Source organism: Terrabacter sp. P2_E3, from assembly GCF_056403915.1.
In genome coordinates, this window is sequence record NZ_JBFUEN010000001.1 from 43083 (window position 1) to 69705 (window position 26623).

Annotated in this window: 27 protein-coding genes and 2 tRNA genes; 17 read left to right on the plus strand and 12 right to left on the minus strand. The window is 71.0% G+C overall.

The features are described from left to right. Window positions 1–9: 9 nt before the first annotated feature. The 7 genes from AC1DW8_RS00185 to AC1DW8_RS00215 all read right to left on the minus strand — a co-directional run bounded on the left by AC1DW8_RS00185 (window position 10) and on the right by AC1DW8_RS00215 (window position 7834). Complete coding sequence (locus tag AC1DW8_RS00185) at window positions 10–1371, minus strand: M20/M25/M40 family metallo-hydrolase (RefSeq protein ID WP_478091007.1); 1362 nt, start codon at window positions 1369–1371, stop codon at window positions 10–12. Between the two features lie 42 nt (window positions 1372–1413). After that, on the minus strand, window positions 1414–2769 hold the full coding sequence (locus tag AC1DW8_RS00190; RefSeq protein ID WP_478091009.1) for an anaerobic C4-dicarboxylate transporter family protein: 1356 nt from the start codon (window positions 2767–2769) through the stop codon (window positions 1414–1416). Window positions 2770–2801: 32 nt separating this feature from the next. Beyond that, complete coding sequence (locus AC1DW8_RS00195) at window positions 2802–3188, minus strand: hypothetical protein (RefSeq protein WP_478091011.1); 387 nt, start codon at window positions 3186–3188, stop codon at window positions 2802–2804. A gap of 41 nt (window positions 3189–3229) precedes the next feature. Continuing rightward, window positions 3230–4366: a M20/M25/M40 family metallo-hydrolase gene (locus AC1DW8_RS00200; RefSeq protein WP_478091013.1), complete on the minus strand. Its 1137-nt coding sequence runs from the start codon at window positions 4364–4366 to the stop codon at window positions 3230–3232. Continuing rightward, window positions 4363–4743, minus strand: a complete 381-nt coding sequence (locus tag AC1DW8_RS00205) for an SHOCT domain-containing protein (RefSeq protein WP_056777323.1) — start codon at window positions 4741–4743, stop codon at window positions 4363–4365. The genes AC1DW8_RS00200 and AC1DW8_RS00205 overlap by 4 nt, the downstream gene beginning before the upstream one ends. A 125-nt stretch (window positions 4744–4868) precedes the next feature. Then, window positions 4869–5096, minus strand: coding sequence for a hypothetical protein (locus AC1DW8_RS00210; RefSeq protein ID WP_056825321.1), 228 nt, complete (start codon window positions 5094–5096; stop codon window positions 4869–4871). Window positions 5097–5236: 140 nt separating this feature from the next. Further along, window positions 5237–7834 (minus strand): helix-turn-helix transcriptional regulator, encoded by a 2598-nt coding sequence (locus AC1DW8_RS00215; protein WP_478091016.1) that lies wholly within the window; start codon window positions 7832–7834, stop codon window positions 5237–5239. A 151-nt stretch (window positions 7835–7985) separates the two neighbouring features. Here AC1DW8_RS00215 and AC1DW8_RS00220 point away from each other — a divergent pair, with 151 nt between their 5' ends. The 3 genes from AC1DW8_RS00220 (at window position 7986) to AC1DW8_RS00230 (ending at window position 9148) form a co-directional block, all read left to right on the plus strand. After that, on the plus strand, window positions 7986–8213 hold the full coding sequence (locus tag AC1DW8_RS00220) for a hypothetical protein (RefSeq protein WP_056777314.1): 228 nt from the start codon (window positions 7986–7988) through the stop codon (window positions 8211–8213). A gap of 109 nt (window positions 8214–8322) precedes the next feature. Then, window positions 8323–8775: a DUF6325 family protein gene (locus tag AC1DW8_RS00225; protein WP_056777311.1), complete on the plus strand. Its 453-nt coding sequence runs from the start codon at window positions 8323–8325 to the stop codon at window positions 8773–8775. 88 nt (window positions 8776–8863) lie between these two features. Further along, on the plus strand, window positions 8864–9148 hold the full coding sequence (locus tag AC1DW8_RS00230) for an SHOCT domain-containing protein (RefSeq protein WP_056777308.1): 285 nt from the start codon (window positions 8864–8866) through the stop codon (window positions 9146–9148). Between the two features lie 68 nt (window positions 9149–9216). On the opposite strand, the gene AC1DW8_RS00235 is transcribed toward AC1DW8_RS00230, so the two are convergent. Then, entirely contained in the window at window positions 9217–10059 is an 843-nt protein-coding gene (locus tag AC1DW8_RS00235; RefSeq protein WP_478091020.1) for a class II glutamine amidotransferase, read from the minus strand. A gap of 176 nt (window positions 10060–10235) precedes the next feature. Between AC1DW8_RS00235 and AC1DW8_RS00240 the strand changes: the two genes are divergently transcribed. The 11 genes from AC1DW8_RS00240 (at window position 10236) to AC1DW8_RS00290 (ending at window position 19006) form a co-directional block, all read left to right on the plus strand. Continuing rightward, window positions 10236–10562 carry a putative quinol monooxygenase gene (locus tag AC1DW8_RS00240; protein WP_478091022.1) on the plus strand — a complete coding sequence of 109 codons (327 nt, stop codon included), beginning with the start codon at window positions 10236–10238 and terminating at the stop codon, window positions 10560–10562. A 108-nt stretch (window positions 10563–10670) separates the two neighbouring features. Beyond that, a tRNA-Gly gene (locus tag AC1DW8_RS00245) sits at window positions 10671–10743 on the plus strand. Between the two features lie 111 nt (window positions 10744–10854). Then, on the plus strand, window positions 10855–11832 hold the full coding sequence (gene ligD, locus AC1DW8_RS00250) for a non-homologous end-joining DNA ligase (RefSeq protein ID WP_056777299.1): 978 nt from the start codon (window positions 10855–10857) through the stop codon (window positions 11830–11832). 153 nt (window positions 11833–11985) lie between these two features. Further along, the gene (locus AC1DW8_RS00255; protein WP_056777297.1) at window positions 11986–12468 is read left to right on the plus strand and encodes a glutathione peroxidase; all 483 of its coding nucleotides are present in this window, start codon (window positions 11986–11988) and stop codon (window positions 12466–12468) included. Window positions 12469–12484: 16 nt separating this feature from the next. Further along, window positions 12485–13537 (plus strand): chorismate-binding protein, encoded by a 1053-nt coding sequence (locus AC1DW8_RS00260; RefSeq protein WP_478091024.1) that lies wholly within the window; start codon window positions 12485–12487, stop codon window positions 13535–13537. Between the two features lie 52 nt (window positions 13538–13589). Continuing rightward, a complete protein-coding gene (locus tag AC1DW8_RS00265; RefSeq protein ID WP_478091026.1) occupies window positions 13590–14435 on the plus strand; it encodes an aminotransferase class IV in 846 nt (281 codons plus the stop codon). Further along, a complete protein-coding gene (locus AC1DW8_RS00270; RefSeq protein WP_442273393.1) occupies window positions 14432–14911 on the plus strand; it encodes a TIGR02611 family protein in 480 nt (159 codons plus the stop codon). Before AC1DW8_RS00265 ends, AC1DW8_RS00270 begins: the two co-directional genes overlap by 4 nt. A gap of 105 nt (window positions 14912–15016) precedes the next feature. After that, window positions 15017–15090 (plus strand) — tRNA-Val (locus AC1DW8_RS00275). A gap of 183 nt (window positions 15091–15273) precedes the next feature. Continuing rightward, on the plus strand, window positions 15274–17025 hold the full coding sequence (locus AC1DW8_RS00280) for a SulP family inorganic anion transporter (protein WP_478091029.1): 1752 nt from the start codon (window positions 15274–15276) through the stop codon (window positions 17023–17025). Beyond that, window positions 17022–18377 carry a diacylglycerol/lipid kinase family protein gene (locus tag AC1DW8_RS00285; protein ID WP_478091031.1) on the plus strand — a complete coding sequence of 452 codons (1356 nt, stop codon included), beginning with the start codon at window positions 17022–17024 and terminating at the stop codon, window positions 18375–18377. Before AC1DW8_RS00280 ends, AC1DW8_RS00285 begins: the two co-directional genes overlap by 4 nt. After that, the gene (locus tag AC1DW8_RS00290) at window positions 18374–19006 is read left to right on the plus strand and encodes a phosphatase PAP2 family protein (protein ID WP_478091033.1); all 633 of its coding nucleotides are present in this window, start codon (window positions 18374–18376) and stop codon (window positions 19004–19006) included. The genes AC1DW8_RS00285 and AC1DW8_RS00290 overlap by 4 nt, the downstream gene beginning before the upstream one ends. A 76-nt stretch (window positions 19007–19082) precedes the next feature. Here the strand turns inward: AC1DW8_RS00290 and AC1DW8_RS00295 are convergent, their stop codons facing one another. Continuing rightward, entirely contained in the window at window positions 19083–19823 is a 741-nt protein-coding gene (locus AC1DW8_RS00295; protein WP_478091035.1) for a phosphatase PAP2 family protein, read from the minus strand. A gap of 86 nt (window positions 19824–19909) precedes the next feature. Next, on the minus strand, window positions 19910–20770 hold the full coding sequence (ppk2, locus tag AC1DW8_RS00300; RefSeq protein WP_478091037.1) for a polyphosphate kinase 2: 861 nt from the start codon (window positions 20768–20770) through the stop codon (window positions 19910–19912). 227 nt (window positions 20771–20997) lie between these two features. Between ppk2 and AC1DW8_RS00305 the strand changes: the two genes are divergently transcribed. The 3 genes from AC1DW8_RS00305 to AC1DW8_RS00315 are packed head-to-tail and all read left to right on the plus strand — an operon-like array spanning window position 20998 to window position 23657. Next, window positions 20998–22725 (plus strand): SulP family inorganic anion transporter, encoded by a 1728-nt coding sequence (locus AC1DW8_RS00305; protein ID WP_162263885.1) that lies wholly within the window; start codon window positions 20998–21000, stop codon window positions 22723–22725. Window positions 22726–22735: 10 nt separating this feature from the next. Next, window positions 22736–23086 carry a hypothetical protein gene (locus tag AC1DW8_RS00310; RefSeq protein WP_478091039.1) on the plus strand — a complete coding sequence of 117 codons (351 nt, stop codon included), beginning with the start codon at window positions 22736–22738 and terminating at the stop codon, window positions 23084–23086. Window positions 23087–23135: 49 nt separating this feature from the next. Then, window positions 23136–23657: a flavin reductase family protein gene (locus AC1DW8_RS00315; protein ID WP_478091041.1), complete on the plus strand. Its 522-nt coding sequence runs from the start codon at window positions 23136–23138 to the stop codon at window positions 23655–23657. 108 nt (window positions 23658–23765) lie between these two features. On the opposite strand, the gene AC1DW8_RS00320 is transcribed toward AC1DW8_RS00315, so the two are convergent. Both AC1DW8_RS00320 and AC1DW8_RS00325 read right to left on the minus strand, forming a co-directional pair. Beyond that, on the minus strand, window positions 23766–25805 hold the full coding sequence (locus AC1DW8_RS00320; RefSeq protein WP_478091043.1) for an acyl-CoA dehydrogenase family protein: 2040 nt from the start codon (window positions 25803–25805) through the stop codon (window positions 23766–23768). A gap of 23 nt (window positions 25806–25828) precedes the next feature. Beyond that, the gene (locus AC1DW8_RS00325; protein WP_478091045.1) at window positions 25829–26542 is read right to left on the minus strand and encodes a TetR/AcrR family transcriptional regulator; all 714 of its coding nucleotides are present in this window, start codon (window positions 26540–26542) and stop codon (window positions 25829–25831) included. Window positions 26543–26623 lie beyond the last annotated feature (81 nt).

Below are 26623 nucleotides of genomic sequence, written 5' to 3' on the forward strand. Positions count from 1 at the left end.
CGCCGCGGCCTACCCGGACCCGGACCCGGCGCCCTCGGCGAGGCGCTGGAGCAGGAGGGCCTGGGCCACGATCATCTTCTCGATCTCGCTCGGGTCGACGCTCTCGTCGGACGCGTGGATCCGCGCTGCCGCGACGTCCTCCGGCCCCCACAGCACGAACTCCGCGCCGGGAGCAGCCGTCTCGAGCGTGCGGAGCAACGGGATGGAGCCGCCGCAGCCCGCCTCGCCGGCCGGTCGGCCGTAGGCCTCGGCCAAGGCGTCGCGCGCCGCGGCATACCCCGGGCCGTCCGTCTTGCAGAGGAACGGGGGAGCGGCCTTGGTGCGCTGCACCTCGACCTTCGCCCCCCAAGGTGCATGCGTCTCGAGGTGCGTCACGAGGGCGTCGAGCTCCGCCTCCGGCTCGGACCCCGGGACGATGCGCATCGAGATCTTGGCCCTGGCCTCGGGGATGAGCACGTTCGATGAGGTCGCGATGTTCGTCATGTCGATGCCGATCGCGTTGACGGACGGGCGGGCCCACAGCAGGTCACCGATGCGACCGGTGCCGGTGAGCTGGACTCCGTCGAGCACATCGGCGCTCGACCGGAGGTCGTCCTCCGTGAGGTCGGCGCCGTCCCACACGGTGGTGGAGGCACCGGCGATCGACACGTTGCCCTCGTCGTCGTGCAGGGTCGACAGCAGTCGCGCGAGGGCCATCATGGCGTCCGGCGCCGGGCCGCCGAAGACGCCCGAGTGCAGGGGATGCTCGAGGGTGCGGACCGTCACGACACAGGCGACGTCTCCGCGCAGGGCCGTCGTCAGCGCCGGCTCGCCGACGCGGAGGTTGCCCATGTCGCAGATGACGAAGAGGTCGCAGGCGAAGAGCTCGGGGTGCGCCTCGACGAAGGCCTCGAGGTTGCTCTCCGTCTCCTCCATCCCCTCGAGGATCAGCTTGACCGTGCAGGGCGGCTTACCGTCGAAGACCCGCAGCGTGCCGAGGTGGCTGACGAGCCCGCTGATGTCGTCGGCCGCACCCCGGCCGTAGATGCGGCCGTCGTCCTTGTGGGTCGGCGTCCACGGGTCGCTCGTCCACCCCTGCTCGGGCGGAGCGGGCTGGACGTCGTAGTGGGCGTAGAGCACCACGACCGGCGAGCCCGCCGGTCCCTCGATCTCGGCGTAGATCGGCGGGTACCCCGAGGGCACCTCCATGAGCTCGGCGTTGGTGAAGCCCACGTCACGGAACATCTGCAACGTCGTGGCCCCCATCTGCTCCATGGGCTCCGAGGGATACCCGGGGAAGGCGATCGACGGGATCGCCACCAGCTTCTCGAGGTCCTCGATGACCCCGGGCATCAGTGCCCGAGCCTTGTCGGCGATCTCCTTGGCCTGCATGGTCTCTCCTTCGTGGTTGTCAGGTGGCGCGGTCAGGCGGGGTCAGAAGAAGACCCCGCCGATCAGCGCGCCGACGGCGATGGTGACCACGGACATCACGAGCATGGGGACGAAGAAGCTGTGGTCGAGCAGCTTCGTGCCGAGCTTGGTCGTGCCCGTCAGGTCGAAGTTGGCTGCGGCGATCTGGGTGCCGTTCGCGGGCAGGGTGTAGACGCCGCTCAGGGCGCCGGCCCACATGCCCGTGACGACTCCCACCGGGAGGCCCGCGGCGAGGCCGATGGGGACGATGGTCCGCGTCGCCGTCGACTGGCTCGTCGTCAGTGCGGCGACGAGGAAGACCGCGAGGGCGAAGATGAACTGCCAGCTCGTGACCCATCCGCCGATGGTGCTGACGATGTAGTCCTCGTGGGCCGAGATGAACGTGGCCGTGAGCCAAGCGATCCCGAAGAGGGCGATCGCCGAGATCATGCCGGCCTTGAACACGGACTGGTCGGGGACGGTCTTCACGTCCGGGCGACCGAGGAAGAGGATCGCGACGCCGACGACGAACATCACCATGACGATGGTCGTCGTCATGTCGATGGGCACGGCGGCCTCGCCCTCGGCGGCGAACGCCGGTCGCAGCTGGGGGAAGAGGCCGAAGACGACGATGAGGATGACGCCGGCCAGGAACGCGACCGCGGAGTTGCGCCCCTCCTTGGTGTAGGTCAGCCTCGAGGAGGCCGACTCGCCCTCGATCGCGTGCTGGGGTGCGGCGAGCTCGCCCGAGGCGATCTTGGCCTGCACCTCGGGGTCGTCGTCGAGGTTCTTCCACATCCGGTTGACCACGAGCGAGGTGACGACGATGCCGATGACGCACGACGGGATGGTGATCGCGAGGATCTGCGTCAGCCCGAGGTTGTAGGGCGCGACCTCCGTGAGCGTCAGCATCGCCGCCATGGCCGCCGAGACGGGCGAGGCGGCCAGCGCCATGCCTGACTGGACGACGGTCACCGTCAGGGGTCGCGCGGGGCGGATGTGGTTCTTGTACGACACGTCGTAGATGACCGGCAGCAGCGGGTAGATGATGTTGCTCGTCCCCGCGCCGATCGAGAAGAGGAACGCCGTGAGCGGTGCGATGAGCGTGATCTGCTTGGGACGCTTCTCGATGACACCTGCTGCGACGTAGACCATCCAGTCGATCCCGCCGGCAGCCTGCATCATGGCGGCCGAGGTGACGACGGCGAGGATGATCGCGAGGGCCGCTGCGGGCGGCTCGCCGGGCGGCTCGCGGAAGACGAAGACGAGCACGAAGGTGCCGAGGCCGCCCCACAGGCCGACCCCGACGCCGCCTGCGCGGGTTCCCATGACGATCGCTCCGAGCACCACGAGTGCCTCGAGCACGAAGCTGACGCTCATGTCGATTCCTTCCTAGCGAGATGCCCGGCCGGTCAACCGGTCGGGCACTGGGTGGCGAGGGACTCGTTGAGTGCCGCGTACGCCGAGCTGACGTCCTTGAGCGACGACGTGAGCTGCGGTGCGGCGGCGGTGAACGCCTCGTTGCTGGCGGCGGCCAGGGTCTGCCGGAAGGCGTCGAGGTTCGCGCGCAGCGTGGAGACGGCGGAGTCGAACCGTCCTTCGGTCACGGCCTGGAACGTGTCGAGCTTGGCGAGGGCGGCATCGACCCTGGCGGTGAGGGCGTCGACCTTCGTACCCTCCGGTTTGAGGGCGCGCATCTCCTCGACCGCCGTCGTGAGGTTCTTGGCGTTGCTGCACAGGTCCTGCGTCGCCGGCGCGGTGGCGCAGCCTCCGAGGACGAGCGTTGCCGATACGGCCACGGTGGCTGCTGTCCGACTCAGGGTCCGGTGTCTCATGGCGCTCACTCCTGAGCTGGTTGGGTGACGATCGCGACGAGGGTCTGGCAGGCCAGCACCATGTCGTCGATGGCGATGTGCTCACTGGTTGCGTGCTCGTCGACCATGCCGGTCGGCAAGGCCACGCACGGGATTCCCTTGGCGTTGAAGTAGTTTCCGTCCGTGCCGCCACCCGACTTGCGTGGAGAGAGCTCGAGGCCGAGGGACCGGATCGCCGTGGCTGCCTCTCGGTAGGGGAGGGCGTCCTCGGCGATCTTGTACGTCTTGTAGATCTCCTCCGCCGCGAAGTCCACCGTCGCCCCGGCCTCGTCGGCCGCGCGCTGGCACGCGCTCCGCATCGCCGCCAGCTGGTGGTCGAGCTTGTCCTGGTCGTGGCTGCGCGCCATCCCTTCGAGCTCGACCGTGTCGGGGATGATGTTGCGGGCCTCGCCGCCCCGGATGGTGCCGATGTTGGCGACCGTCTCCTCGTCGATGCGCCCCAGGGGCATCGAGGCGATGGCCTGTGCGGCCACCCGCACGGCGCTGATGCCCTTCTCGGGCTCGACGCCGGCGTGGGCCTTGCGGCCGCGGACGGTGATGGTGAGGTAGACCGAGGTCGGTGACCAGTAGGTGATCGACCCCATGACGCCCGCGGTGTCGAGGACGAAGCCGTGCGTCGCGTCGAGCCGGCTCACGTCGAGATGACGTGAGCCGACCAGACCTCGCTCCTCGCCGACGGTCGACACGAACTCGATCGTCGGGAAGGTCCATCCGCGGTTGGACTGGAGCAGCCGGAGCAGCTCCAGGCAACCGGCGAGCCCGGACTTGTCGTCGGCCCCGAGGATCGTCGAGCCGTCGGTCCGGATGACCCCGTCGTCCCCGATGATGGGGACGATCCCGCGGTCGGTGCCGGCCGTGTCCATGTGCGTCGACACGAGGATCGTTCCGGGCCGCGTGCCCGGGTAGACCGCGACGATGTTGCCGATGTCGTCCATGGTGGTCGAGCAGCCCAGCTCGCGGTAGCGAGCCTCGAGGACCGTGCCGATCGAGCCTTCGTGGCCCGTCGGGCTGTCCACGGCCACGAGCCCGAGAAACGTGGCCAGCAGGCGGTCACGGTCGACGGCCCCGGCCGGCCGAAGCGCACCCGGGGCGGTCGGGGTCATGCCAGGGCCCGGGACTTGATCTGTGCGAACTCCTCGGGCGAGATGGCGCCGGCGTCGAGCAGCGCCTTGGCCTGCGTCAGCTCCTCGATGGACGACGACTTGGGCGCGGCGACGGTGCGGATGTAGTCCTCCTGTGCCGCCATCTGCTCAGAGGTGCGCTTCATCGTGCGCTCGGCCATGCCGCGACCGCGGACGATGACGTAGACCAGCGCCGAGATCAGCGGGAAGAAGATGAGCACGATGACCCAGATGGCCTTCGCGACGCCGCCCAGCGACTCGTCACGGAAGAGGTCACCGAAGATCTGGAAGAGCATCATCAGGTAGGCGACGAAGAAGAAGGACCAGACGAGCAGCCAGAAGAAGCTCCAGAAGTCCATGGTGAAGACCGACCTTTCAGTGCCGCCGCGTGCTGCGACGGTCGAGTGGATTGACCTGTTGTCGAGCCCTACATTCATCCCGCCGAGGGGAGTGCGGCATCGCTCTCCCAGAGCGAGATCGGGTGTCAGCGACGGGGGTCGGAGGGAGCGGGGCCACCCGGCTCGTCGACGAGCCGGGTCGAGATGACCTCGAGCCCCAGCGCGGTCAGCGCGGCGAGCACGCCGACGAGCTCCTGGCTGTCGTGCACGGTGACGGTCAGCGTCGTGCTCGTGCCGTCGCCGTCGGACCACACGGCATACGGCCACACGTCGCGCTCGTCGACGTCACCGGCCACGACCACGATCGCTCGCATGCTGGCCCCTCTCGTGACGGGGGTGTCCACGTCTCTGTCGCAGGATGTCGCGAGGTCCTGGCACCGTGCGTCATCCGCCGAGGGGGAGATGGACGCCGAACGCGCGGGAACGGCCGGTCGAGCGAGGTGCGGGGTCGGGCCTAGTAGAGCTCGAGGTCGGCGGCCCGACGGATCGCTGCCCGGCGGCTGCCCACCCCGAGCTTCTGGTAGATGTGCGCGATGTGCGTCTTCGTCGTGTGGAGCGAGATGAACTCGGCCTCGGCGATCTCGGCGTTGGTGAGGTTGGTCGCCAGGTACTGGAGGATCACCCGCTCACGGTCGGTGAGGCGCTCACCCCACCCGGGCACGTGGTGCTCGTGCTGCCTCGAGAGGCGCGCGAGCACCTGCGTCAGCGCAGCGGGGTGGCTCGTCCCGTGGCGCAGGTGCGCCTTGAGCAGCTGGGCCATCGTCTTGCCGCCGGCGAGGAACGGCCCGTAGAGCTGGTCGGGCTCGGCCGCCGCGAGGGCGAGCTCGAGGGAGGCATGGGCATCGGCTCGCCCGAGCTTGGACCGGGCCTCTGCCTCGATGCACCGGCCGAGGCAGGTGAGGTGGACGAACCCCCCGCCCATCGGCACGCGGGAGATCTCTGCCAGCGCAGCCTCGGGGTCACCTGCCAGCAGCAGGACCCTGGCACGGTGAGCCGGCGCGAGGCGGTAGTCGGTCTCCAGCGGGGCCGAGGATGCGAGGGCGACGGCTTCGGGCTTCCGACCCTCGGCCATGAGGGCCAGCCCCTCCAGGCCGTCGAGCATGGAGGGCCACCACGGGATCTGGGGATGGGAGCTGATCATGGCGCCGATCTCGGACATGCTGGCCCTGGCGGCCTTGGTGTCACCGAGCGCCAGGCACGTCTTCGCGTGGAAGTTCAGCGTGAGCCCCCGCAGCTCCAGGTCGAAGGGGAGCACCATCGACAGGCTGCGTTCGAGCTGGTCCCTCGCCTGGGTCAGGTTGCCCCGCCAGTAGTCCAGCCAGCCGAGGTAGGCGACCGCAGGGGCGAGCGTCACGAGACCGACCCAGCCGCGGTCCGCGGCCCGGGCCAACACGTCGACGGCGAGGTCGTGCACCTCGGTCAGCCGGCCCTCGGCGATCGCGGGGATGCAGGACTCGGCCAGGGCGGTGAGCTCGAGCGCGAGCAGGCCGCTGTCGTGAGCGGTGGCCGCCGAGGCCCGCAGCATCTCGAGGGGCAGCTCGTCGTGGGTCTGGAGGCGCGCCTCGCCCATCCCGACGAAGACCTGCAGGGACGCCTGGACCGCCGGGTCCGGGGCGCGGCCGCCCCGGGCGAGCCGCTCCAGCATCGCCTCCCCGGACTCCACCGCGGCGCCCAGCCCCTGGTCGTAGCCGGTGAGGAAGAGCTCGACGATCGCCGTGCGCTCCTCGATCCCGTCCTGGTCCTGCTGCGGCAGCCGCTCCACGGCGCGTCGAGCAGAGGCGATCTCGGCGCGGGCGGCGTCGAGCCGGCCCCGGCGCACGAGGACGAGCGCTTGGGCCAGGTGCACGTCGGCACTGTCCGCGACGGCGTGCGGGAGGTGCTGCACGGCGTCCGTGACGGCGTCGACCCGACCCTCGAGGAACAGCTCCAGCCAGTGCTCGGAGAAGATGCGCGACGCCATGTCACCGTCGCCCGCGGCCACGGCGTGCCTGATCGCCGTCGGCGCGTCGACGCGGACCCACCAGGCTGCCGCTGCGGAGTGCAGCTGGACGGCCCGCTCGGGCCGATCCGTCGCCAGACGGCGCTGGATGTGGCTGGCGAAGAGCGGGTGCCACTGGTACCAGGGCTCGTCCGTGGGAGCCGCTCCCCGCGACAGGAAGATCCCGTCGGACAGGCACTGCTCGAGGAGCGCCTCGGCGGTGGTCGTGCCACGGATGCCGTCGATGAGGGATGGGCACACCAGCTCGTCGAGGCAGCTGTCGAGGACGAAGTCGCGCATCTCGTCACTCAGGGCTGCGAGCACCTCCGTCGCGAGGTACTCGGCCAGCGCCCGGTCGCGGCGCAGCTCGACCGGCACGTTGCGGGGTCGGTCGTCGTGGCGGGCCGCGAGGATGGCCATGCGGACCCCGGCGGGCCACCCGCCCGTGGCCTCGTGGATGGAGGCCACGGTGTCGCCGTCCAGCTCGAGGCCGGACGCCTTGACCGCCTCGGCCGTCTCGTCGGCGCTGAAGGCGAGCTCGCTGTGGGCGAGGTAGGTGAGGTGGTCGTCGAGCCGCAGTCTCTGCAGCCGCAGCGGCGGCACCACCCGCGCGCCGATCACGACGCGCATGTTGGCAGGGGCCCATCTGAGCAGGTGGTTGACCAGCTCTGCCGACGCCTTGGCCCCTGCGAGGTGCTGTGCGTCGTCGAGGGCCAGGACGAGGGGCTCAGCGGTGTCGTAGAGCGCCTCGAGCAGCGCGTCGACGAGGGCCACGGGCTCGGCACGCAGCGACGAGGCACGAAGCGGAGCCAGGGCCGCGGTGAGCTGTTCGATGCCGGCGAGGCTGGCCGCGGCCAGCAGATCCGACACCAGACGCACCGGGTCCCGGTCCGAGTCGTCGACGGTCAGCCAGAATCCCGCTCCGCGGACCTGCTGGCGTCGCACCGTCTCGGACAGCAGCGTCGACTTGCCGAACCCCGCCATGCCGGAGAGCACCGTCACGGGACGCCGCTCGAGCAGTGGGGTCAGCCGCAACCGGTCGATGGCGCCGGCCGATGGGAGGGGCACAGACATCCGGGCGTGGCGTGGACCGACCATGGGTGCCCCTGCTTCCCAAGAGGTCACCCCCGCTGAGGGATGCGGGGATGTCTGGATCCCCTCCAGAGTAACCACGTGGGCGAATGCCGCGGAAGGGCATCGCCGAGATCGGGATGTGGGGCGCAGCATGCAGGTGTACGAGGTCGTCGTCGACGGGCAGCTGTCAGCGGACCTCGCCGACGCCCTCGGCACGATCCCGCGACGTGACGTCGGCGGCGCGACGGTCCTCAGTCTGCCGACGGCCGACCCCGAGGCCTTGCCGCGCGTCCTGGCCCTGCTGGAGACGCTCGGGATCGGCGTCACCGCGGTGCACCAGGTCGGCGACCCGACGCCGGGTCACGACCCCGTGAGCTGATCAACGCCGTCGACAGGTCACGGTCAACTCATCCTCGTGGAGCGATGCACGGGGACCGGCCCCGGGACGAGTGTCGGGGTGTCAGTCGAGAGTCGCCAAGGAGGCAGACATGAGTGTCAACGTCGATGTCGGACCGATCGACTACCTTGCGCTGGAGTTTCCCGGCGCCCGGCTCACGGGCGAAGGTCTGGCCGAGCTGGTCAGGCTCGTCGACGCCGGCACCATCCGGGTGCTCGACATGCGAGGCCTCGTCCGGGACGCGGACGGGACGGTCACCGCGGTTGCCATCACCGACCTCGACGGGGACGGCACGCTCGACCTCGCCGTGTTCGAAGGCGTCGAGTCCGACCTGTTGGACGAGGAGGACCTCGCCGCGGCGGCGGACCTCGTGAAGCCCGGGGATGCGGTGGCCGTCCTCGTCTACGAGAACACCTGGGCCGGTCCGTTCGTCTCCGCCATGAGGCGGGCCGGAGCCGAGGTCGTCGCCAGCGTCCGACTCCCCGCCGACGCCGTCATCGCCCGGCTCGAGGCGCTCGAGGCCGCCGCCGGCGACGCCGAGTAGCGACGCCGACCAGCGACGTCCCGCACCGGGTCGGTGCCAGGGCTCGTGAACGTCAGGACGAACCGCAGTCGAGAAGGAGGAGAACACGATGGGACTACTACGTGGGGTGGCGCGGACGGCCGTCGTCGCGGGGACCGCGACCGCGGTGTCCAACCGGGTGTCACGGCGACAGGCCGGCCGGTGGGCGGCCCAGGAGGCACCACCGGAGCAGGCGCCGCAGGAGTATGCCGCGCCACCGCCGCCGCCTCCACCCGCGGCCCCCGACCCTGACGCCGACCTGGCCCGTCTGCAGCAGCTCGGCGAGCTGCGTGCCTCGGGGGTGCTCACCGAGCAGGAGTTCCAGACACAGAAGTCCCGAATCCTGGGTCTCTGACGAGACCCAGGCTCCGGGGTCATCCGGCCCGTGCAGTCCTTCGGGGGTGCACGGGCCGAGTGGCGCCCTCAGGCCACGTGGATGGGTCGGACCGGCTCGAAGGGCCGCAACTCGTCGTCGCCGGGCTGGATGATGCCGCAGGACGACTCCGGCACCTCACGCCAGGCGCCCGGCAGGTCCCGGAGCGGCTCGGACACGACGAACCGTGCTTCGTCACCGAGGGTGCGGAGCATCTCCACCTCCGGGTGGAGCTCGCGCAGCTGACCCACGTTGGTCGAGTGGAAGAGGGTGCGGCTCTCGTGCTGCGACGAGTAGCGGAAGGCCCAGACGCGTTCCCCGTCGCTCGTGGCCATCGTGGCCTGGACGGGGTTGCTCACGCCGCGTCGTTCGGCGAGGTCCTCGACGAAACCGACGGCTCGGGCGACACCGCCGACTGGGTCGTCCTGCAGGCCGAAGGTCAGGGCGAGGAAGAAGAGCGCCTCGGAGTCGGTCGATCCCTCGACGTCGGGGTAGAGCGAGGGGTCGATCGCGAACATGAGGTCGCGCTTGAGCTCGTGGAAGCCGTAGACGGCGCCGTTGTGCATCCAGAGCCACGTGTCGTGCCGGAACGGGTGGCAGTTGCTCCGTTGCACCGGGGTCCCGGTCGAGGCCCGCACGTGGGCGAACATCAGGCGCGTGCGCACCTGGGTCGTGAGCTCGCGGAGGTTCTCGTCGTTCCACGCGGGGTCGACGCTCTTGAAGACCGCGGGTCGGGGCTCGTCTCCGTACCAGCCGATCCCGAACCCGTCGCCGTTCGTCGTCGTGGCGCCCATCCGGGAGTGGAGGCTCTGCTCGATGAGCGAGTGCTCCGGTTTGAAGAGCAGGTCCTCGGCGAGGATCGGGTCACCCGAGTACACCATCCAGCGGCACATACCTCCATGGAACGCGCCGACTCCGCACCCGACATCACCCCCCGGGGATGAAGCGGCAGGACGCTGCACGATGGGTGGCGTCCACTGTTGGGTATCCCACCCGAGGACCGTGTCGCGAGCGCCGCCGCTCCCGGCACACACGAGACCGACTCATCCAGACCCAGGAGTGACCTGCCTTGATCTTCATCACCGCGAAGTTCCCCGTGAAGCCCGAGCACGCCGACGACTGGCCCGAGATCTCCCGGGCCTTCACCGAGGCCACCCGCGCCGAGGACGGCTGCCTCTGGTTCGACTGGTCGCGCAGCCTCGACGACCCGACCGAGTACGTCCTCGTCGAGGCCTTCCGTGACGACGCCGCCGGAGGCGCCCACGTGCAGAGCGACCACTTCCGCCAGGCCACCTCCGACCTGCCGGCCTACCTCTCGGCCACCCCGAGGATCGTCAACACGACGGTCGACGGGACGCAGTGGTCCGAGCTCGGCGAGATGGCCGTCGACAAGTAGCCGAACGGCCACTCCGAGAGCGGGTTTCGGCGCATTTCGCCAACCGGGTGACCGTCCGCTATGGTCTACCTCGCACCCACGGAGCCCCCGGCTCCGAGGGCCTGGCAGGCGGACGTAGCTCAGTTGGTAGAGCGCAACCTTGCCAAGGTTGAGGTCGCCGGTTCGAGCCCGGTCGTCCGCTCCGTCGGAAGGGCCCGTCGACTCACGTCGGCGGGCCCTTCCGCACGTTCGGGGGCGTATGCCGCCGGCCGGTTCACGCGCCGGAGATGGTCCGGTCCGTAGGCTGTCGGCCATGGCTGCGTCGAGCAAGGCCCCCGCCGTCGAGATCGAGGTCGGCGACCACACCGTGCGGCTGTCGAGCCCCGACCGCGTCTACTTCTCCCAGCGCGGCGAGACCAAGCGCGACCTCGTCGACTACTACCTGTCCGTCGGCCCCGGGATCGTCAACGCCCTGCGCGAGCGGCCGTGCATGCTGCACCGCTTCCCCAAGGGCGTCGACGGGCCCAAGGTGCACCAGAAGCGGCTTCCCGCCGGGGCCCCGCCGTGGGTCGAGACCGTGCGTCTGCACTTCCCGCGCTACGGCCTCCACGCCGACGAGCTCTGCGTGACCCGTCTCGCCGACGTCATCTGGGCGGTGCAGATGTCGACGGTCGAGTTCCACCCGTGGAACAGCCGTCGCGCCGACACCGAGAGCCCCGACGAGTGGCGCATCGACCTCGACCCGATGCCCGAGTGTGGCTTCGAGAAGGTGCGGCGGGCCGCGGCCACGACCCACGAGATCCTCGACGACCTCGGCGCCGTCGGCTGGCCCAAGACCTCGGGCGGCTCCGGCCTGCACGTCTACGTCCGGATCGCCCCCGACTGGGGGTTCAAGGACGTGCGCCGCGGCGCGCTGGCGTTCGCCCGCGAGGTCGAGCGGCGGCTGCCCGACGACGTGACGACGACGTGGTGGCGCAAGGACCGGTCGCCGAAGGACCTCTTCGTCGACTACAACCAGAACGCGCGTGACCACACCATCGCAGCGGCCTACAGCGTCCGGGGCAACCCGCGCGGCACCGTCTCGGCCCCGCTGGCGTGGGACGAGATCGCCGACGCCGAACCGCAGGACTTCACCATCGCCACCATGCCCGAGCGCTTCGCCCGCCTCGGTGACCTGCATGCCGGCATCGACGACGCCGTCTTCGACTTCAGCACGCTGCTCGAGTGGGCCGACCGCGACGAGCGCGACGGCAACGACGTGCCCCCCGAGCCCGACGACGCGGGGGCCTGACCCATCCGCGCGGTCCACGGCGCCGAACCACCGTCACGACGCACCGCGACGACGCTGCACCCTGCCGCCGCACGCCCGCTCGACCACCGATTCGCAGTTCTGGGGCTCCACGGGTGAGGATCGGGGTGACGCATGACCACCAGAGGAGACACCGTGACCGTCCTGCACGACTTCAAGGCCACCTCCATCGACGGCGGGGAGGTGTCGCTGGGCGAGTACGCCGGTGACGTCGTCCTCGTCGTCAACACCGCCAGCGAGTGCGGTTACACCCCGCAGCTCGGCGGCCTCGAGCAGCTCTACGAGACCTACCGCGCCCAGGGCCTGACGGTCCTCGGCTTCCCGTGCAACCAGTTCGGCGGTCAGGACCCGGGCAGCGACGAGGAGATCGGCGCCTTCTGCCAGAAGAACTACGGCGTCACCTTCCCGATGTTCTCGAAGGTCGACGTCAACGGCGCGGACGAGCACCCCGTCTACACGTGGCTCAAGTCCGAGAAGGGCGGCCTGCTCGGCAAGAAGATCAAGTGGAACTTCACGAAGTTCCTCGTCGCCCGCGACGGCACGGTCATCGGCCGCTACTCACCGACGACCGACCCCGCCGACCTCGCCGGCGACATCGAGAAGGCCCTCTCCGCCTAGGCCCTACGATCTGCGGGTGGACCACGCCCGCTTCGCCGACCGGGACGCCCGCGGTGTCGTCGACGTCCGCCACGGCCACGACGCCCTCGACGCGATGACGCGCGAGGGCTTCTGGGCCGTCGTGGCCACCTTCGAGGGTGCCGTGACCGCTGTGCGGTTCGCCGAGGTCACCCCGAGGGCGTATGCCGCCGGGCCGCCCGCCGCGGCCACCCGGGCGTCCGCTGTGGCGTGGCAGCCGCTCGACCGCCACTGGCACTCGTCACTCGACCGGACGGCATACGTCGGCGTCGTGCGCGAGGTGCGTGAGCGCATCGCGTCCGGGACCGTCTACCAGGTCAACGTCTGCCGCGTGCTCAGCCACGAGCTGCCCGACGACGCCGACCTCGACGGGCTCGATGCCCTTCTGCGACAGGGCAACCCGGCGCCGCATGCCGCGCGGGTCCGGTGCGATGAGGCAGGCCTCGACGTCGTCAGCGCGTCGCCGGAGCTCTTCCTCGGGCGACGCGGCGCGTCCCTCGTGACCCGCCCCATCAAGGGCACCGCCGCGACCGCCGAGCAGATGCTGCCCAAGGACTACGCCGAGAACGTCATGATCGTCGACCTCATGCGCAACGACCTGTCGGGTGTCTGCGAGCCCGGGACCGTCTCCGTCGACGAGCTCTGCACGATCGAGGCCCACCCGGGCCTCGTGCACCTCGTCTCGACGGTCAGCGGGCACCTGCGTGAGGAGGTGGGATGGGCCGACGTCTTCACGGCCGCCTACCCGCCGGGGTCGGTCTCCGGGGCGCCGAAGTCCAGCGCGCTCACAGCGATCCGGGACCTCGAGACGGTGCCCCGCGGCCCGTACTGCGGCGCGGTCGGCTGGGTCGACGCCGACGCCCGGGAGGCAGACCTCGCCGTCGGCATCCGGACCTTCTGGGCCGAGCACGACGAGGTGGGTCGGCGGTGGCTGCGGTTCGGCACGGGTGCCGGCATCACGTGGCACTCCGACCCCGAGGGGGAGTGGGCCGAGACCGAGCTCAAGGCGGCCCGCCTCATCGGGCTCGCCGCCGGCACTGTGACACCATGAGAGCTCCCGTCGGGCGCCTTCCGGGCGGCCGCCGAGCCACCAGGAAGGGACCATGAGCACGACCACGCGCGTCTGGGTCAACGGCGACCTCGTCGACCCGACCGGCCCCTCCGTCTCCGCGCTCGACCACTCGGTCACGGTCGGTGACGGCGTCTTCGAGACCGCCAAGATCGCCTCCGGCGTCCCCTTCGCGCTGACGCGACACCACCGACGCCTCGAGCGGTCGGCCACCGGGCTCGGCCTGCCGCCCCTCGACCTCACCGTCGTCGACAAGGGGGTGGCCGCGGTCCTCGACGGGCCGGCCATCGACTTCGGGCGGCTGCGCTACAGCGTCACGGGCGGCGTCGGGCCGCTCGGGTCCGACCGCGACGACACGGCGCTGACCTACATCGTCCTCGCGGCGCCGCAGCCAGTCCCTCCGTCGAGCGGCAAGCTCACCGTCGTCCCGTGGACCCGCAACGAACGCTCTGCCGTCGTCGGGCTCAAGACGACGTCGTACGCGGAGAACGTCGTCGCCTTCGCCCGTGCCAAGCAGGTGGGCGCCGTCGAGGCCGTCTTCGGCAACACCCGAGGCGAGCTCTGCGAGTGCACCGGGAGCAACGTCTTCGTCGTCGTCGACGGCGTCGTGCTGACACCGCCGGCCGAGTCCGGCCTGCTGCTCGGCATCACCCGCGAGCTCACCATCGAGTGGGGCCGCGCCGCCGGCCTCGACATCCGCGAGGAGACCCTGCCGCTCGACGTGCTCCGCAGCGCCGACGAGGTCTTCATCACCAGCTCGACCAAGGACGTCCTGCCCGTCCACGCCGTCGACGACCGGGACCTGTCCGCCGACCGCCCCGTCACGACCGAGCTGCAGCGGGTCTTCCGCAGCAACGCCGAGCGGGACAGCGACCCGTGACCGGGGAGGACCGCACCCGCGACGAGACCCGACCGCCCGTCGACTACTCCGACCCCAACGTCACGCTCGACGCGAGCGAGGACCGCTGGGCCTGGCGGGCGCGCCTGCGCCGCAACCGCGTCACCCACGTCATCTGGCGCACGGCCGTCGGCGTCGTCGGCGGCGTCGTGACGATCGGTGGCCTCATCATGGTCCCCGCGCCCGGGCCCGGATGGCTCGTCGTCTTCTTCGGTCTGCTCATCCTCGCGAGCGAGTTCGAGTTCGCCCAACGCTGGCTCGACTTCGCCAGGCGCCACGTCAGCCGCTGGAACGACTGGATCATGGACCAGGCGATCTGGGTGCGCGGTCTCGTCGCCCTCGGCACCCTGCTCATCGTGTGGGGCGTCATCTGGGGCTACCTCGCGTGGGCGGGCATCCCGCAGTTCGTGCCCCAGTGGGCCGAGCAGCTGCTGACTCAGGTGCCCGGCGTCGACTGACCGGCGCCTCGCGAGGGGCGATTACCGTGACCGCGCCACCACCGGCTATTGTTTCCCTCCGTCACCCCGACGCCAGCCGGACAGCACGTCGGCACAGGGGTGCCCGGACGTGTAGCTCAGCTGGTTAGAGCGCTCGCTTCACACGCGAGAGGTCAGGGGTTCGAGTCCCTTCACGTCCACCGCCCGACGAACATTGGGGCGAGCCGTCCACGGAACGACGGCTCGACGAACCGGATGAAGCACGGGGACGGGCGCTCGCCCCGCCTGTAGGCTCCACCTGTGAACGCTCTTCACGCGGGACGAGACCGCTCGGGCGCAGGCCGAGCCGGCCGCGGCATGCGCACCCAGAACCTCGGCTGACCGTGGCCGCGCCCACCGACCGACCTGATGTCGGAGAGCGCACGTGGAAGGAGCACGTCCCCGGTCTGCGACTGGTGCGCTCCTACGAGCGGTCCTGGCTGCCGAAGGACGTCGTCGCCGGTCTGGTCCTGTCCGCGTTGTTGGTGCCGCAGGGAATGGCCTATGCACAGCTCGCCGGGCTTCCGCCCGTCACGGGGCTGTACACCTCGATCCTGTGCCTGATCGGCTATGCGGTCTTCGGGCCCTCGCGGGTCCTCGTGCTGGGACCGGACTCGTCGCTGGGGCCCATGATCGCGGCGACGATCCTTCCCCTCCTGCTCGCCGGTGGAGACCCTGCCCGAGCCGTCGCGCTCGCGTCGATGCTGGCGGTCCTCGTCGGCGTCGTCATGGTCGTTGCGGGACTGGCCCGGTTCGGCTTCGTCGCTGACCTGCTGTCGAAGCCGACCCAGATCGGCTACATGAACGGGCTGGCGCTCACGATCATCGTCGGCCAGCTACCCAAGCTCTTCGGCTTCTCCACCGACGCGAGCGGTCTCGTGGCCGAGGCGAACGCCTTCGTGTCCGGGCTGTTCACGGGCTCGGCCAACCGTACGGCGGCCGTCATCGGGGTCAGTGCCCTGGCCGGCATCCTGCTCCTCAACAGGTTCATCCCGAAGGTCCCGAGCGTGCTGGTGATCGTGGTGCTGACCGCTCTCCTGGTCAAGGTGTTAGAGCTCCAGGCCCACGGGGTCGACACGGTCGGGGTCCTCCCACAAGGTCTCCCGACGTTCACCATCCCGCAGGTGGGCTGGGGCGACGTCCCGCCCCTCTTCCTCGGGGCGCTGGCCATCGCCGTCGTCGCTCTCGCCGACACGATGTCCACGGCCTCGGCCTTCGCGGCCCGTCAGGGCGAACGCGTCCAGGGAAACCAGGAGATGATCGGCATCGGAGCAGCCAACATCGCCGCCGGCGCGTTCCAGGGCTTCCCGGTCAGCACCAGCGGTTCGCGGACCGCGGTGGCGGAACAGGCCGGCTCCCGGTCCCAGGTCACCGGGGTGGTCGGCGCCGCAGTGATCGCCGCCGTCCTGCTCTTCGCCAACGCCCTCATGCAGTACGTGCCGCAACCCACGCTCGGCGCCATCGTCATCGCGGCGGCCGTGTCGCTGACCGACGTCGCCGGCACTCGTCGGCTCTGGTTGCAGCGCCGGACGGAGTTCCTCCTGTCCCTCATCGCCCTGCTCGGTGTGGCCCTCCTCGGGGTGCTGCCCGGCATCCTCATCGCGGTGGGTCTGTCCATCCTCAACGTCTTTCGCCGCACCTGGTGGCCGCACCAGGCCGAGCTCGGGCGCGTCGAGGGGGTTGCGGGACTGCACGACACCGAGAGCTACCCGGACGCGGAGCGGTTGCCCGGGCTGATCGTCTATCGGTTCGACGCGCCGCTCATCTTCGCCAACGCCCGGGGCTTCGGCGAGAACGTGCGCGCGATGGTCGACGACGACCCGGCGCTGCGCTGGATCGTCGTCGCCGCCGAGCCGATCACGGACGTCGACACGACGGCCTCGGACATGCTGGAGGACCTCGACACGTGGCTCAACGAGCGTGGGGTGTCTCTCGTCTTTGCGGAGATGAAGGATCCGGTGCGTGCGAAGATCGAGCGGTACGAGCTGACCCGCACCATCTCCCCGGAGCACTTCCTCCCGACGGTCGACGAGGCCGTCGCCGAGTTCCGGCGCCAGACCGGTGCCGGCTGGCGCTCTCCGAAGGAGCCGGCATGACGACGTCCGACAGTGGCGGCAGACGCAGCGCCGCTCGCAGAGCCTCGGCAGCACTCGCGCTGACAGCGTTCGCTGCCGCCTTGCTGTTCCTCGCGGTCGTCTCCATCCGCCGCTGGGACGTCCTGCTGGCCAGTGTGGTCTCGCTCGGGGTGGCGGTGGTGGCTGCGTGGTACGTCGTGTCCCGCAGGGGCGCCGTCCGAGCAGCTGCCGCTGCGCTCGGGGCCATCGCCCTGGTCGGCTTCGTCGCGGTGATCCTCGCGAGCCAGAGCGGTCGTGTGCTGGCGGTCGGGCTCGCACTCGCCGCGGTCTCCACCGCAGCGGCCGGCTACGCACTGGCCCCGACAGCCCAGGCCGACGACGCCGAGGCCGCACCCAGGGCGAGGCAGGCGGTCCTCATCATGAACCCGCGGTCCGGCGGGGGCAAGGTCGAGCGTTTCGGCCTCGTCGACCTCTGCCGGCAGCGTGGTGTGGAGCCCTATGTCCTCAACCCCGGCGACGACCTGCGAGCAGTGGCCGAGGACGCGGTCGCGCGCGGCGCGGATCTGCTGGGGATGGCCGGAGGGGACGGCTCGCTTGCGCTCGTCGCCTCGATCGCGAGTCGGCACGGTCTTCCCTTCGTCGTCGTGCCCGCAGGGACGCGCAACCACTTCGCGCTCGACCTGGGCATCGACCGCGAAGACGTGCCCGGTGCGCTGGATGCCTTCGACGACGGAGTCGACACGAGGGTCGACCTCGCTGAGATCAACGGGCGCGTCTTCGTCAACAACGCGTCGATGGGCGTCTACGCCAAGGTCGTGCAGTCGGCGGACTACCGGGACGCGAAGGTGCAGACCGCCTCGGCCCTGCTGCCCGACATGCTCGGACCCGGGGCCAACGCTCTCGACCTGCACTACACGCTGCCCTCCGGTGAGGAGGCGGTTCCGGGTCAGCTGCTGCTGGTTTCCAACAACCCCTACGATCTCGCTCACCTCCGCGGCGGGGGCACGCGAGAGCGGCTCGACAGCGGCGTGCTCGGGGTCGTCTCGCTGCGAGTCGGCTCGGCGGCGGACGCCGAGAAGCTCGCTGCTCTGGAGATGACCGGTCAGGTCCAGCGTTTCTCCGGGTGGGATGAGTGGACGGCGTCCGAGTTCGACGTGCGCTCTGCGGGGCGCGTGGAGGTCGGCGTCGATGGCGAGGCACTGGTCCTCGACCCCCCGTTGCGCTTCACCATCCGCCCCGGCGCGGTCACGGTCCGACTTCCGCGCGCGGCTCTTCGACGGTCGCGTGCTGCGCGCCCCACACGCATCACTGCCAGGTCGACACTCGCTGCGCTCTGGCAGGTTGCAACCGGGCGGGAAGCGGGGGCCGGATGAGCGGTCCGACCCCGCCCGAGCCTGTCGAAGCGCTGCTCGCCAAGGGCCTCGAGAGTCGCGGCTCGCCTCGCCTGGCCGGGGTCGTGCGGCTGCTGCGGAGATTGGACGCGGCCGACCGCAGCGCCTATCGCGTCGTGGCAGAGCTGAACACACCGTGGCTCGACGAGCCGCTACGCCGGGCGTCAGACTTCGCCAACTTCTCCAAACCCTGGCTCCTCGTGGCGGGGGGCCTGGCCGCATTCGGTGGGGCGAGCGGGCGCCGTGCCGCCCTCACGGGGGTAGCCGCGATCGGGGTGACCTCCCTCCTGGTCAACCAGCCGATGAAGCTGGCAGCCCGTCGTCGCCCGCGGCGCATCGAGCTGGGCGTGCCCGAGTCCCGATGGGTGGGCATGCCGTCATCGGCCTCCTTTCCTTCGGGGCACTCAGCGTCCGCGGCGGCATTCTGCGTCGCGACCAGCGCGATGGTGCCAGGGCTGCGATGGCCCCTACGAGTGTCTGCGGCAGTCGTGGCGTTCTCGCGCGTGTACACCGGGGTGCACTACCCCGGCGACGTGCTGGTCGGCGCTTCCGTCGGTGCCGGACTCGGACGCGCGTCCTCGACCGTGGCCTCGCGGCTGGGCCGCCGATGACCGCAGCTCCCGGCGCTCCGGCACCATTGGTCACCGGGTCAGGTCCTCGAGTCACGCTTCACGAGCGAAGCGCCCTTCAGCGTGATCCCGGACGGCGGGACCCTGCCACCTGCTCCGTACGGACCCGCGCCGCCGGGGCGACGACGTACGCGGCGATCAGGCCCACTCCGACTCCGAGGGCGTAGCCGGCAACCACCTCCGTGGGCGTGTGCACCCCGAGCATGAGCCGATCGAGGCCGACGACGAGCGAGACCAGCACACCGACCACCAGGAGGAGTCGGCGACGCGCGCGCTGGCGGAGGAACAGAGCCGACAGCACACACGCGGTCGTGACGGCCGCGGCGATGTTCGACGCGTGGCCGCTCGGCATCGCGCTCGACGTGTACTCGATGATCGGGTGCGCCACGACGGGCCTTCCCAGGTCGACGTAGTGCTTGAGCACACTGGTCACGAGCGAGGTGCCGGCGATGACCACCACGACGTACGCGGCCGCCCGACCCTGCCTCCTGATCACCAGCACACCGGCCACGAGGGCCGTCGCGACCGCGCTGGCCACGGTGCCGAAGGCGTAGGAGATCCCCACCAGCGGGCCTTCGAGCCAGGGTGAACCGGCACGCCACGCGTCGGGACCGAGCTGCAGGACGTGGTCCCAGCGGTCGAGGATCTCCGGATGGGCCACGGCCAGGGCGCAGAGGGCCAGGCAGACCGCGGTGCTCGCCGTGCCCCAGGCCAGGAACAGCCGGCGGGTGCGCGTCGTGAACGCGCCGCGCCCCGGTCTCTCGTCCGCTGTCGTCCGGTCTGTGTCGTCGACGGTCATCGGGGTGACCTCCTGCACGTCGGCTCGCTCGCCCGGCAGGGGAACCGGGCACCCCACTGGAGTCTCGGGTTGGACAAGGGACGCACTCAGAACGGAGTCGGGATGAAGCGCGGCGGCAGGGCCGGGGCACGGTAGTCACCCGGCGCCTGACGCTCCGGTAGCTCGACGTCCTTCGACTCGAGCGGCTCGTAGGGCACCTGGCTCAGCAGGTGGCTGATGACGTTCAGCCGGCCACGCCTCTTGCTGTCCGTGTAGGCGACGTTCCACGGGGCCCACGGGGTGTCCGAAGCGGCGAACATCGCGTCGCGAGCCCGGGAGTAGTCGTACCAGCGGCTGTAGGACTCCAGGTCCATGTCAGAGAGCTTCCACACCTTGCGCGGGTCATGGATCCTGTTCTCGATCCGGCGGGTCTGCTCGTCGGAACCGACCTCGAGCCAGTACTTGAGCAGGATGATGCCCGAGTCGACGATGGCCTTCTCGACGGCAGGGACCTGCTCCAGAAAGCGGTCGGTCTGGGCGGGCGTGCAGAAGCCCATCACCCGCTCGACCCCCGCTCGGTTGTACCAGCTGCGGTCGAAGATCACGACCTCACCGGCCGCCGGGAAGTGCTTGATGTACCGCTGGATGTACATCTGTGACCGCTCCCGGTCAGTCGGCGACGGCAACGCGACCACGCGGAAGACCCGCGGGCTCACGCGCTCGACGATGCGCTTGATCGTGCCGCCCTTGCCGGCCGTGTCCCGCCCCTCGAACACGACGCACACCTTGGCACCGGACGCCTTCACCCACTCCTGCATGGCCACGAGCTCCGCCTGCAGCACCGCGAGCTCCGCCTCGTAGGCCTTTCGACCCAGTTTCGGCCCGGCCGAGGACGCGTCGCGCTCACCTGCGGTCCGGGCGCGCAACACCTCGCTGGGGTTCGACTTCCTGGCCTTCTTCTTGCTCATCGCTGGCCTCCGGCGCTGCGTCGTCGCGTCTGGGCGTCGTCCGGTCCAGGGTCTCGCCTCGCCGCCTTCGTAGGCTACCTCCGACGCGGTCGCAGCGGTCGAGCCTTCCTCAAACCTCGGCGAACCGCCGAGTGACCGTTCGCGTCCTTGGTTGGTCACCGACCGGCCGACGCACGTGGTCCTCTTCGGGCGATGCGGGTCGTCGCGCAGACGGCTTGGCTGGAGCCGTGCAGCCGTTCGACAGGGCCTACAAGGGTCGCGGTGCGTTCGCGTCCGCGACTCGACCGCCGATCACGACGCGGTACGTTCCCTTCGCGCGGTCCCTCGCGGCGTACACGCGGCCGCGGCTGCGCACGGACCTCGTCGCCGGTGTCACGGTGGCGGCGTTGGCCCTGCCGTCGGCGATGGCCTACGCCGAGCTGGCCGGCGTCCCGGTCAGCGCCGGCCTCTACGCCCTGCTCCTCCCGGTGCTGGCCTACGCGGTCCTCGGGTCGGCGCCCCGGGTGGTGGTCGGCCCGGAGGGCACCGTGTCGCTGTTGATCGCGACCGTGGTCGCGCCGCTGGCCGCCGGCGGCAGCGCCCAGTACGCCGCGCTGGCCTCGTTGCTCGCGATCATGGTGGGGGTCGTCTTCCTGGCGGCCCGGCTGGCCCGCCTCGGCTGGATCGCCGACTACTTCTCGCAGGCGGTCCTCGTCGGCTACATCACCGGCGTCGCCGTCGTGCTGATCCTCGGCCAGCTCGGCAAGCTGCTCGGCGTCTCGAGCGACGCGGAGGGGGCCATCCCCGAGACGGTCGACATCGTCGGCCACCTCGGCAGCGCCAACGGCGCCACGGTCCTCGTGGGTCTCGTCTCGTTGGCCCTGCTGGTCGTCGCCGGTCGGATCAGCAAGCGGCTGCCGGGTGCCCTCGCGGTCGTGATCCTCGGCATCGCCGCGTCCTGGGCCCTGGACCTCGTCGCCCACGGGGTCTCGGTCACCGGGCCCGTGCCGCGGGGACTGCCGTCGCTCGAGCTGCCGGACGTGTCACGCGCAGACCTCGGGACGCTCGTGGTCGCGGCCCTCGCGGTGTTCCTCGTCGCCTTCTCGGACTCCATCCTCACGGCACGCTCCTTCGCCGCGCGCCACCACGAGGTGGTCGACGCCAACCAGGAGCTCCTCGCCTTCGGGGTAGCCCAGATCTCGGCCGGCGTCACGCAGAGCATCCCGGTCGGGACGAGCGGGTCGCGCACCGCGGTCAACGACGACATGGGGGCCACGAGCCAGGTCAGCGGGCTCGCGGCCGCAGGGACGATCGCCGTCATCCTGCTCTTCCTCACTGCGCCGATCGAGTACCTCCCCTCGGCGGTCCTCGGTGCGGTCATCGTGTACGCGGCGGCCAAGCTGATCGACCCGGTGCAGTGGCGCGAGCTGGCCCGCAGCAGCAGGGTCGAGGTCGTCATCGCCGCCATCACGGTCGTGTGCGTCGTGGCGGTCGGGGTCCTCCAGGCGATCATCGTGGCGGTCCTGCTGTCCGTCGCCGACATCGTGCGTCGGGCGGCACGACCCGCCGACGCCGTGCTGGGGTGGTCCGCCCGTGACGACCGCTACGTCGACGTCGCGGACCAGCCCGACGCGGGCGTCAGCGCGGGTGTCGTCGTCTACCGCATCCAGGACCGGCTGTTCTTCGCCAACGCCCACTACTTCAAGCGCCGGCTGTGGGCCGCCGTGGACGGTGCGCCCAAGCCCGTGCGGCACGTGGTGCTCGACGGCTCGTTCATCAGCGACCTCGACGCCAGCGCTGAGGTCGCGCTGCGCGAGGTGCTCGACGGGCTCCGCGAGCGCAACATCGAGCTCCACGTGGCACGGGCGGCGCAGGAGCTGAGGGACCGCCTGGACTCGGTCGGGCTGGTCGAGGCCATCGGTGCCGACCACTTCCACGGCACGGTGACCGCGGCGGTGCAGGCCTGCACGCACTAGCGTTGCGACCATGATCGCCACGGTCTCGAGCCTGTTCATCTATCCCGACTCCGACGCCCCCGGCCAGGAGCTCGCCTCCGTCGAGGTCACCGAGACCGGCCCTGAGGGCAACCGCTCGAAGAGGCATGCCGTGCACCTGGTCGCGGTCGACGACTTCGTCGCGACCCACCCCAAGGCCAACATCGTCCTCGACATGGAGTCGTCCGTGCTCGAGAAGCTCGTGGGCCGCATCGTCCGTCTCGGCGAGTGCACGCTCGAGGTGACCCAGACACCCTCGCAGTGCGCCGGCGTCTACGCCCGCGTCGTCGAGCCGGGCGAGGTGTCGGTCGACGACGCGCTGCTCGTCGCCGAGGCCGAGTGAGCACCGGCCCGGCTCACCGGCCCGCACCGCTCCCCGGCTGGGACGCGACATGACGATCCACACGGAGCACCCGTTCGACACTCCTGACGAGGACCGCGACCCGGTCCGGCGACTGCGGGGGCGCATCGGTGGCACGGTGTCGCTCTGGACGGCAGGGGAAGGCATCGAGCGGGTCGGCCTGACGGTCTCGTCCTACCTCGTCGCCACCGGGGACCCCGGCCGGGTCGTCGGGCTCCTCCATCCCGACTCCGACGTGCTCGACGCCCTCGAGGAGACCGGCACGGCCGTCGTCACGCTCCTCGGTGCGCGTGACGAGCGCCTCGCCGACGTCTTCGCCGGCGTCATGCCCGCGCCCGGCGGGGCCTTCCGGCTCATCGAGTGGGAGCAGACCGAGTGGGGTCCGCGCCCTCGCCACGCCACGACCTGGATGGGCGTGCGCCTCGACCCGGGCAGCCGTCGCGACGTCGGGTGGTCGGTGCTCGTCGAGGCGACGATCGAGCACGCCGAGGTCGGGGTCGAGGACGCCCCGCTCGTGCACCGGCGCGGTCGCTACCAGCGCGCGACCGAGTGACGCACGACTGACGGTGCGGGACGGCATACGACCTCGGGCGGCAGATCGCGCGTGAGATCGCGCAGTGTGTGCGCTCGGGCGATCCGAGCCGCGCGATCTCACGCCGGATCAGGCGGTCCCTGACATCTCCGTCGTCAGCAGGCCCTCGGGGATGCCGAAGGCGTCGACGAGCGTCGTGGCGTGCGGGCGCAGCTCCGCGCAGACCTCGTTGACGAGGGCGGTGAGGGCCTTGGCGCGCGCAGGGCTCAGCCGGTCGTGCTCGAGGTACCACGCCTTGTGGCGCTCGATCGTCGACAGGGCGTAGAGGTCGCAGACCCGGGCGAGCACGGCGCGGGCCTCGTCGTCGGAGCAGGACTCGACCGAGGCGGCGAAGGTCTCGGCGACGGTGCGCTCGACGTGGGCCGTCGCGGCCTCGACGAGGTGGTCCTGCGTCGCGTTGAAGATCGCGAACGCGTCGGCGCCCGGAGCGGTGGCCCGCCGGAGCCGTCGGGCCAGGCCCTCGATGAGGTGCTCCTCGCGTTCGCGCAGCAGGCGCAGCTGGGTGCCGCGGATGCCGAAGGTGACGTCCTCGTCGCGGCCCGGCGCAGCGTCGACGAGCCGCTGGATGATCCCCCGCGCCGACGACCGCTCGATGACGGTGCCGCCGACGAGCCGCGCGCCGAAGCGCACGATGCCGGCCGTGTCGAGGTCGCCGAACGTCGCCTGGTACTCGCCGAGGAGCGACTTGGCGACGAGCTGGAGCAGGACGGTGTTGTCGCCCTCGAAGGTCGTGAAGATGTCGGTGTCGGCCTTGAGCGCGGCGAGGCGGTTGGCCCAGAGGTAGCCGGCACCGCCGCACAGCTCGCGGCACTCCTGGATGGTGTCGGTCGCGTGCCGGGTCGTCAGCACCTTGATCCCGGCGGCCCGGGTCTCGAGCCGGCGCTGGTCCTCCTCGGACGTCGCGCGCCCGGCGAGCACGTCGTCCATGGCGGAGACGAGCTCGTGCTGCGCGAGCTGGAGGGCGTATGCCGTCGCGATCCTCGGTAGCAGGCGCCGCTGGTAGGTCCGGTAGTCGAGGACGGTCGTCTCCTCCTCGGTGCCGGGGGCGGCGAACTGGCGGCGCCCGGCGGCATACGTCGTCGTGACGGCGAGGGCCGAGCGGGCGGCAGCGCCCGCTCCGCCGGCCACCGAGATGCGACCGCGGACGAGCGTGCCGAGCATCGTGAAGAAGCGGCGGCCGGGGTTGTCGATGGGGCTCGTGTAGGTGCCGTCGTCGCCGATGTCGCCGTAGCGGCCGAGCAGGTTGGTGCGCGGCACCCGGACGTGGTCGAAGAGCAGCCGTCCGTTGTCGACGCCGGCGAGTCCGAGCTTCGGACCGCAGTCCTCGATGGTGACACCCCTTGCGGGAGTGCCGGACTCGTCGCGGATCGGGACGAGGACGCAGTGCACGCCGCGGGACTCGCCGTCGACGACGAGCTGCGCGAAGACCGCCGCGAGGCGACCGTCGCGGGCCGCGTTGCCGATGTAGTCCTTGCGTGCCGCGGGCACGGGCGAGTGGACGACGATCTCGTCGGTCGCCGGGTCGAAGGTCGCGGTCGTCAGCAGGCTCTGCACGTCGCTGCCGTGGCCGGTCTCGGTCATCGCGAAGCAGCCCTGCAGCTCGCCGGACGTGATGCGGGGCAGGAGGTGGTCGTGGCGGCTCGTACCGAGGAGGGAGACGGCGCCGCCGAAGAGGCCCCACTGGACGCCGGCCTTGACGAAGAGCGAGAGGTCGGTGTGACCGAGCATCTCGAAGGCGGCGACGGCCTCGCCGTAGCGAGCAGTGCCGCCCTGGTGCTCGGGGAAGCCGCGAGCGGCGTACGGCTCCGCGGCCAGGGCTGCGAGCTGGGCGGTGACACGGGAGCGGTGCTCGTCCATCGACAGCGGGGCCGACGGCGGTCCGAACGTCGCGGCGTCGAGCGCTCGGCAGTGGTCCCGCACCTCGCCGAACGGGCCGTCGAGATGGGCTCGGAGCGCCGCGGTCAGCGCGGGGCCGGTCTGGGTCGTGGGGTGCTGGCCCGGGTCGCGGTGCTCGGGTGCCGGGGAGCGATGAGGTGCCGGTGAGCCGACGGGGGAGCTGCCGCGTGAGTCGGCGGGGAAGCTCGTGGGGGAGTCTGTGGCCGTGGACATCTCGGTGCCTTCCGGTCTGGACCTCAGGAGGTCGCGGTGGTCGGGGAGGTGGACGTGTGGGAGTGGGCCGTGAGGACGGGGGCGAGCCCGTGCCAGGCGAGGTCGGTCAGGGAGTCGACCACGGCGGCGCGCGGGGCGCGGTCGGCCTCGGGGGTGGCGAGCCAGTCGTCGGCGACCGCACGCACGGAGCCGACGAGCGCGATCGCCCACGTGCGGGCCCGCGACGGATCGGTCGCCGGTGACTGCAGTGCCTCGAGGAGCAGTCCGGTCAGCTGGTCGGTGACCTGGTCGACCGTGCCTCCGACGGGGTCGTCGGCGAGCGGGAGGTCGACGAGCGGCCGGTTGACGACGAAGCGGTAGACCTCGGTGTCGGACTCGACGAGGGCAAGGTAGGCCTCGACCGTGGACGCGACGAGCTCGCGGGTGTCCGCCGGCGGTGTGCTCGACCGGCCGAGCGCCGCCCCGACGTTGCCGACGACGCGTCCGTCGATGCGGGCCGCCACGGCGCGGTAGAGACCGGCCTTGTCGTCGAAGTGGCGGTAGATGACGGTCTTGGACGTGCCGGCCTCGGCCGCGATGTCGTCCATCCCGACGCCGGCGCCGTGGGTGCGGATCGCGCGGATCGTCGCGTCGACGAGGGCGGCGCGGCGCTCCTCGCGGTGGCGCTCCCAGCGCGAGTCCCGCCCGTCCCGAGGGGCGGCGGGAGCCTGTCCCGGACGATCCACGTCGTTGTCCATCTCACGAAAGTAACAGGTACTGGCTGTATCGACTACTGCCGGTTTCGGTTATCTTGGTCGAGAACAACAGGTCAGACATCC

Bases quoted from the DNA above. Each gene is read 5' to 3' on its own strand.
- AC1DW8_RS00295 (WP_478091035.1), bottom strand. From the start codon at position 19,823: ATGACCGTCGACGACACAGACCGGACGACAGCGGACGAGAGACCGGGG.
- AC1DW8_RS00190 (WP_478091009.1), bottom strand. From the start codon at position 2,769: ATGAGCGTCAGCTTCGTGCTCGAGGCACTCGTGGTGCTCGGAGCGATC.
- AC1DW8_RS00285 (WP_478091031.1), top strand. From the start codon at position 17,022: ATGACGACGTCCGACAGTGGCGGCAGACGCAGCGCCGCTCGCAGAGCC.
- AC1DW8_RS00220 (WP_056777314.1), top strand. From the start codon at position 7,986: ATGCAGGTGTACGAGGTCGTCGTCGACGGGCAGCTGTCAGCGGACCTC.
- AC1DW8_RS00310 (WP_478091039.1), top strand. From the start codon at position 22,736: ATGATCGCCACGGTCTCGAGCCTGTTCATCTATCCCGACTCCGACGCC.
- AC1DW8_RS00215 (WP_478091016.1), bottom strand. From the start codon at position 7,834: ATGTCTGTGCCCCTCCCATCGGCCGGCGCCATCGACCGGTTGCGGCTG.
- AC1DW8_RS00235 (WP_478091020.1), bottom strand. From the start codon at position 10,059: ATGTGCCGCTGGATGGTGTACTCGGGTGACCCGATCCTCGCCGAGGAC.
- AC1DW8_RS00200 (WP_478091013.1), bottom strand. From the start codon at position 4,366: ATGACCCCGACCGCCCCGGGTGCGCTTCGGCCGGCCGGGGCCGTCGAC.
- AC1DW8_RS00185 (WP_478091007.1), bottom strand. From the start codon at position 1,371: ATGCAGGCCAAGGAGATCGCCGACAAGGCTCGGGCACTGATGCCCGGG.
- AC1DW8_RS00320 (WP_478091043.1), bottom strand. From the start codon at position 25,805: ATGTCCACGGCCACAGACTCCCCCACGAGCTTCCCCGCCGACTCACGC.
- AC1DW8_RS00205 (WP_056777323.1), bottom strand. From the start codon at position 4,743: ATGGACTTCTGGAGCTTCTTCTGGCTGCTCGTCTGGTCCTTCTTCTTC.
- AC1DW8_RS00230 (WP_056777308.1), top strand. From the start codon at position 8,864: ATGGGACTACTACGTGGGGTGGCGCGGACGGCCGTCGTCGCGGGGACC.
- AC1DW8_RS00265 (WP_478091026.1), top strand. From the start codon at position 13,590: ATGAGCACGACCACGCGCGTCTGGGTCAACGGCGACCTCGTCGACCCG.
- AC1DW8_RS00290 (WP_478091033.1), top strand. From the start codon at position 18,374: ATGAGCGGTCCGACCCCGCCCGAGCCTGTCGAAGCGCTGCTCGCCAAG.
- AC1DW8_RS00325 (WP_478091045.1), bottom strand. From the start codon at position 26,542: ATGGACAACGACGTGGATCGTCCGGGACAGGCTCCCGCCGCCCCTCGG.
- AC1DW8_RS00225 (WP_056777311.1), top strand. From the start codon at position 8,323: ATGAGTGTCAACGTCGATGTCGGACCGATCGACTACCTTGCGCTGGAG.
- ligD (WP_056777299.1), top strand. From the start codon at position 10,855: ATGGCTGCGTCGAGCAAGGCCCCCGCCGTCGAGATCGAGGTCGGCGAC.
- ppk2 (WP_478091037.1), bottom strand. From the start codon at position 20,770: ATGAGCAAGAAGAAGGCCAGGAAGTCGAACCCCAGCGAGGTGTTGCGC.
- AC1DW8_RS00315 (WP_478091041.1), top strand. From the start codon at position 23,136: ATGACGATCCACACGGAGCACCCGTTCGACACTCCTGACGAGGACCGC.
- AC1DW8_RS00210 (WP_056825321.1), bottom strand. From the start codon at position 5,096: ATGCGAGCGATCGTGGTCGTGGCCGGTGACGTCGACGAGCGCGACGTG.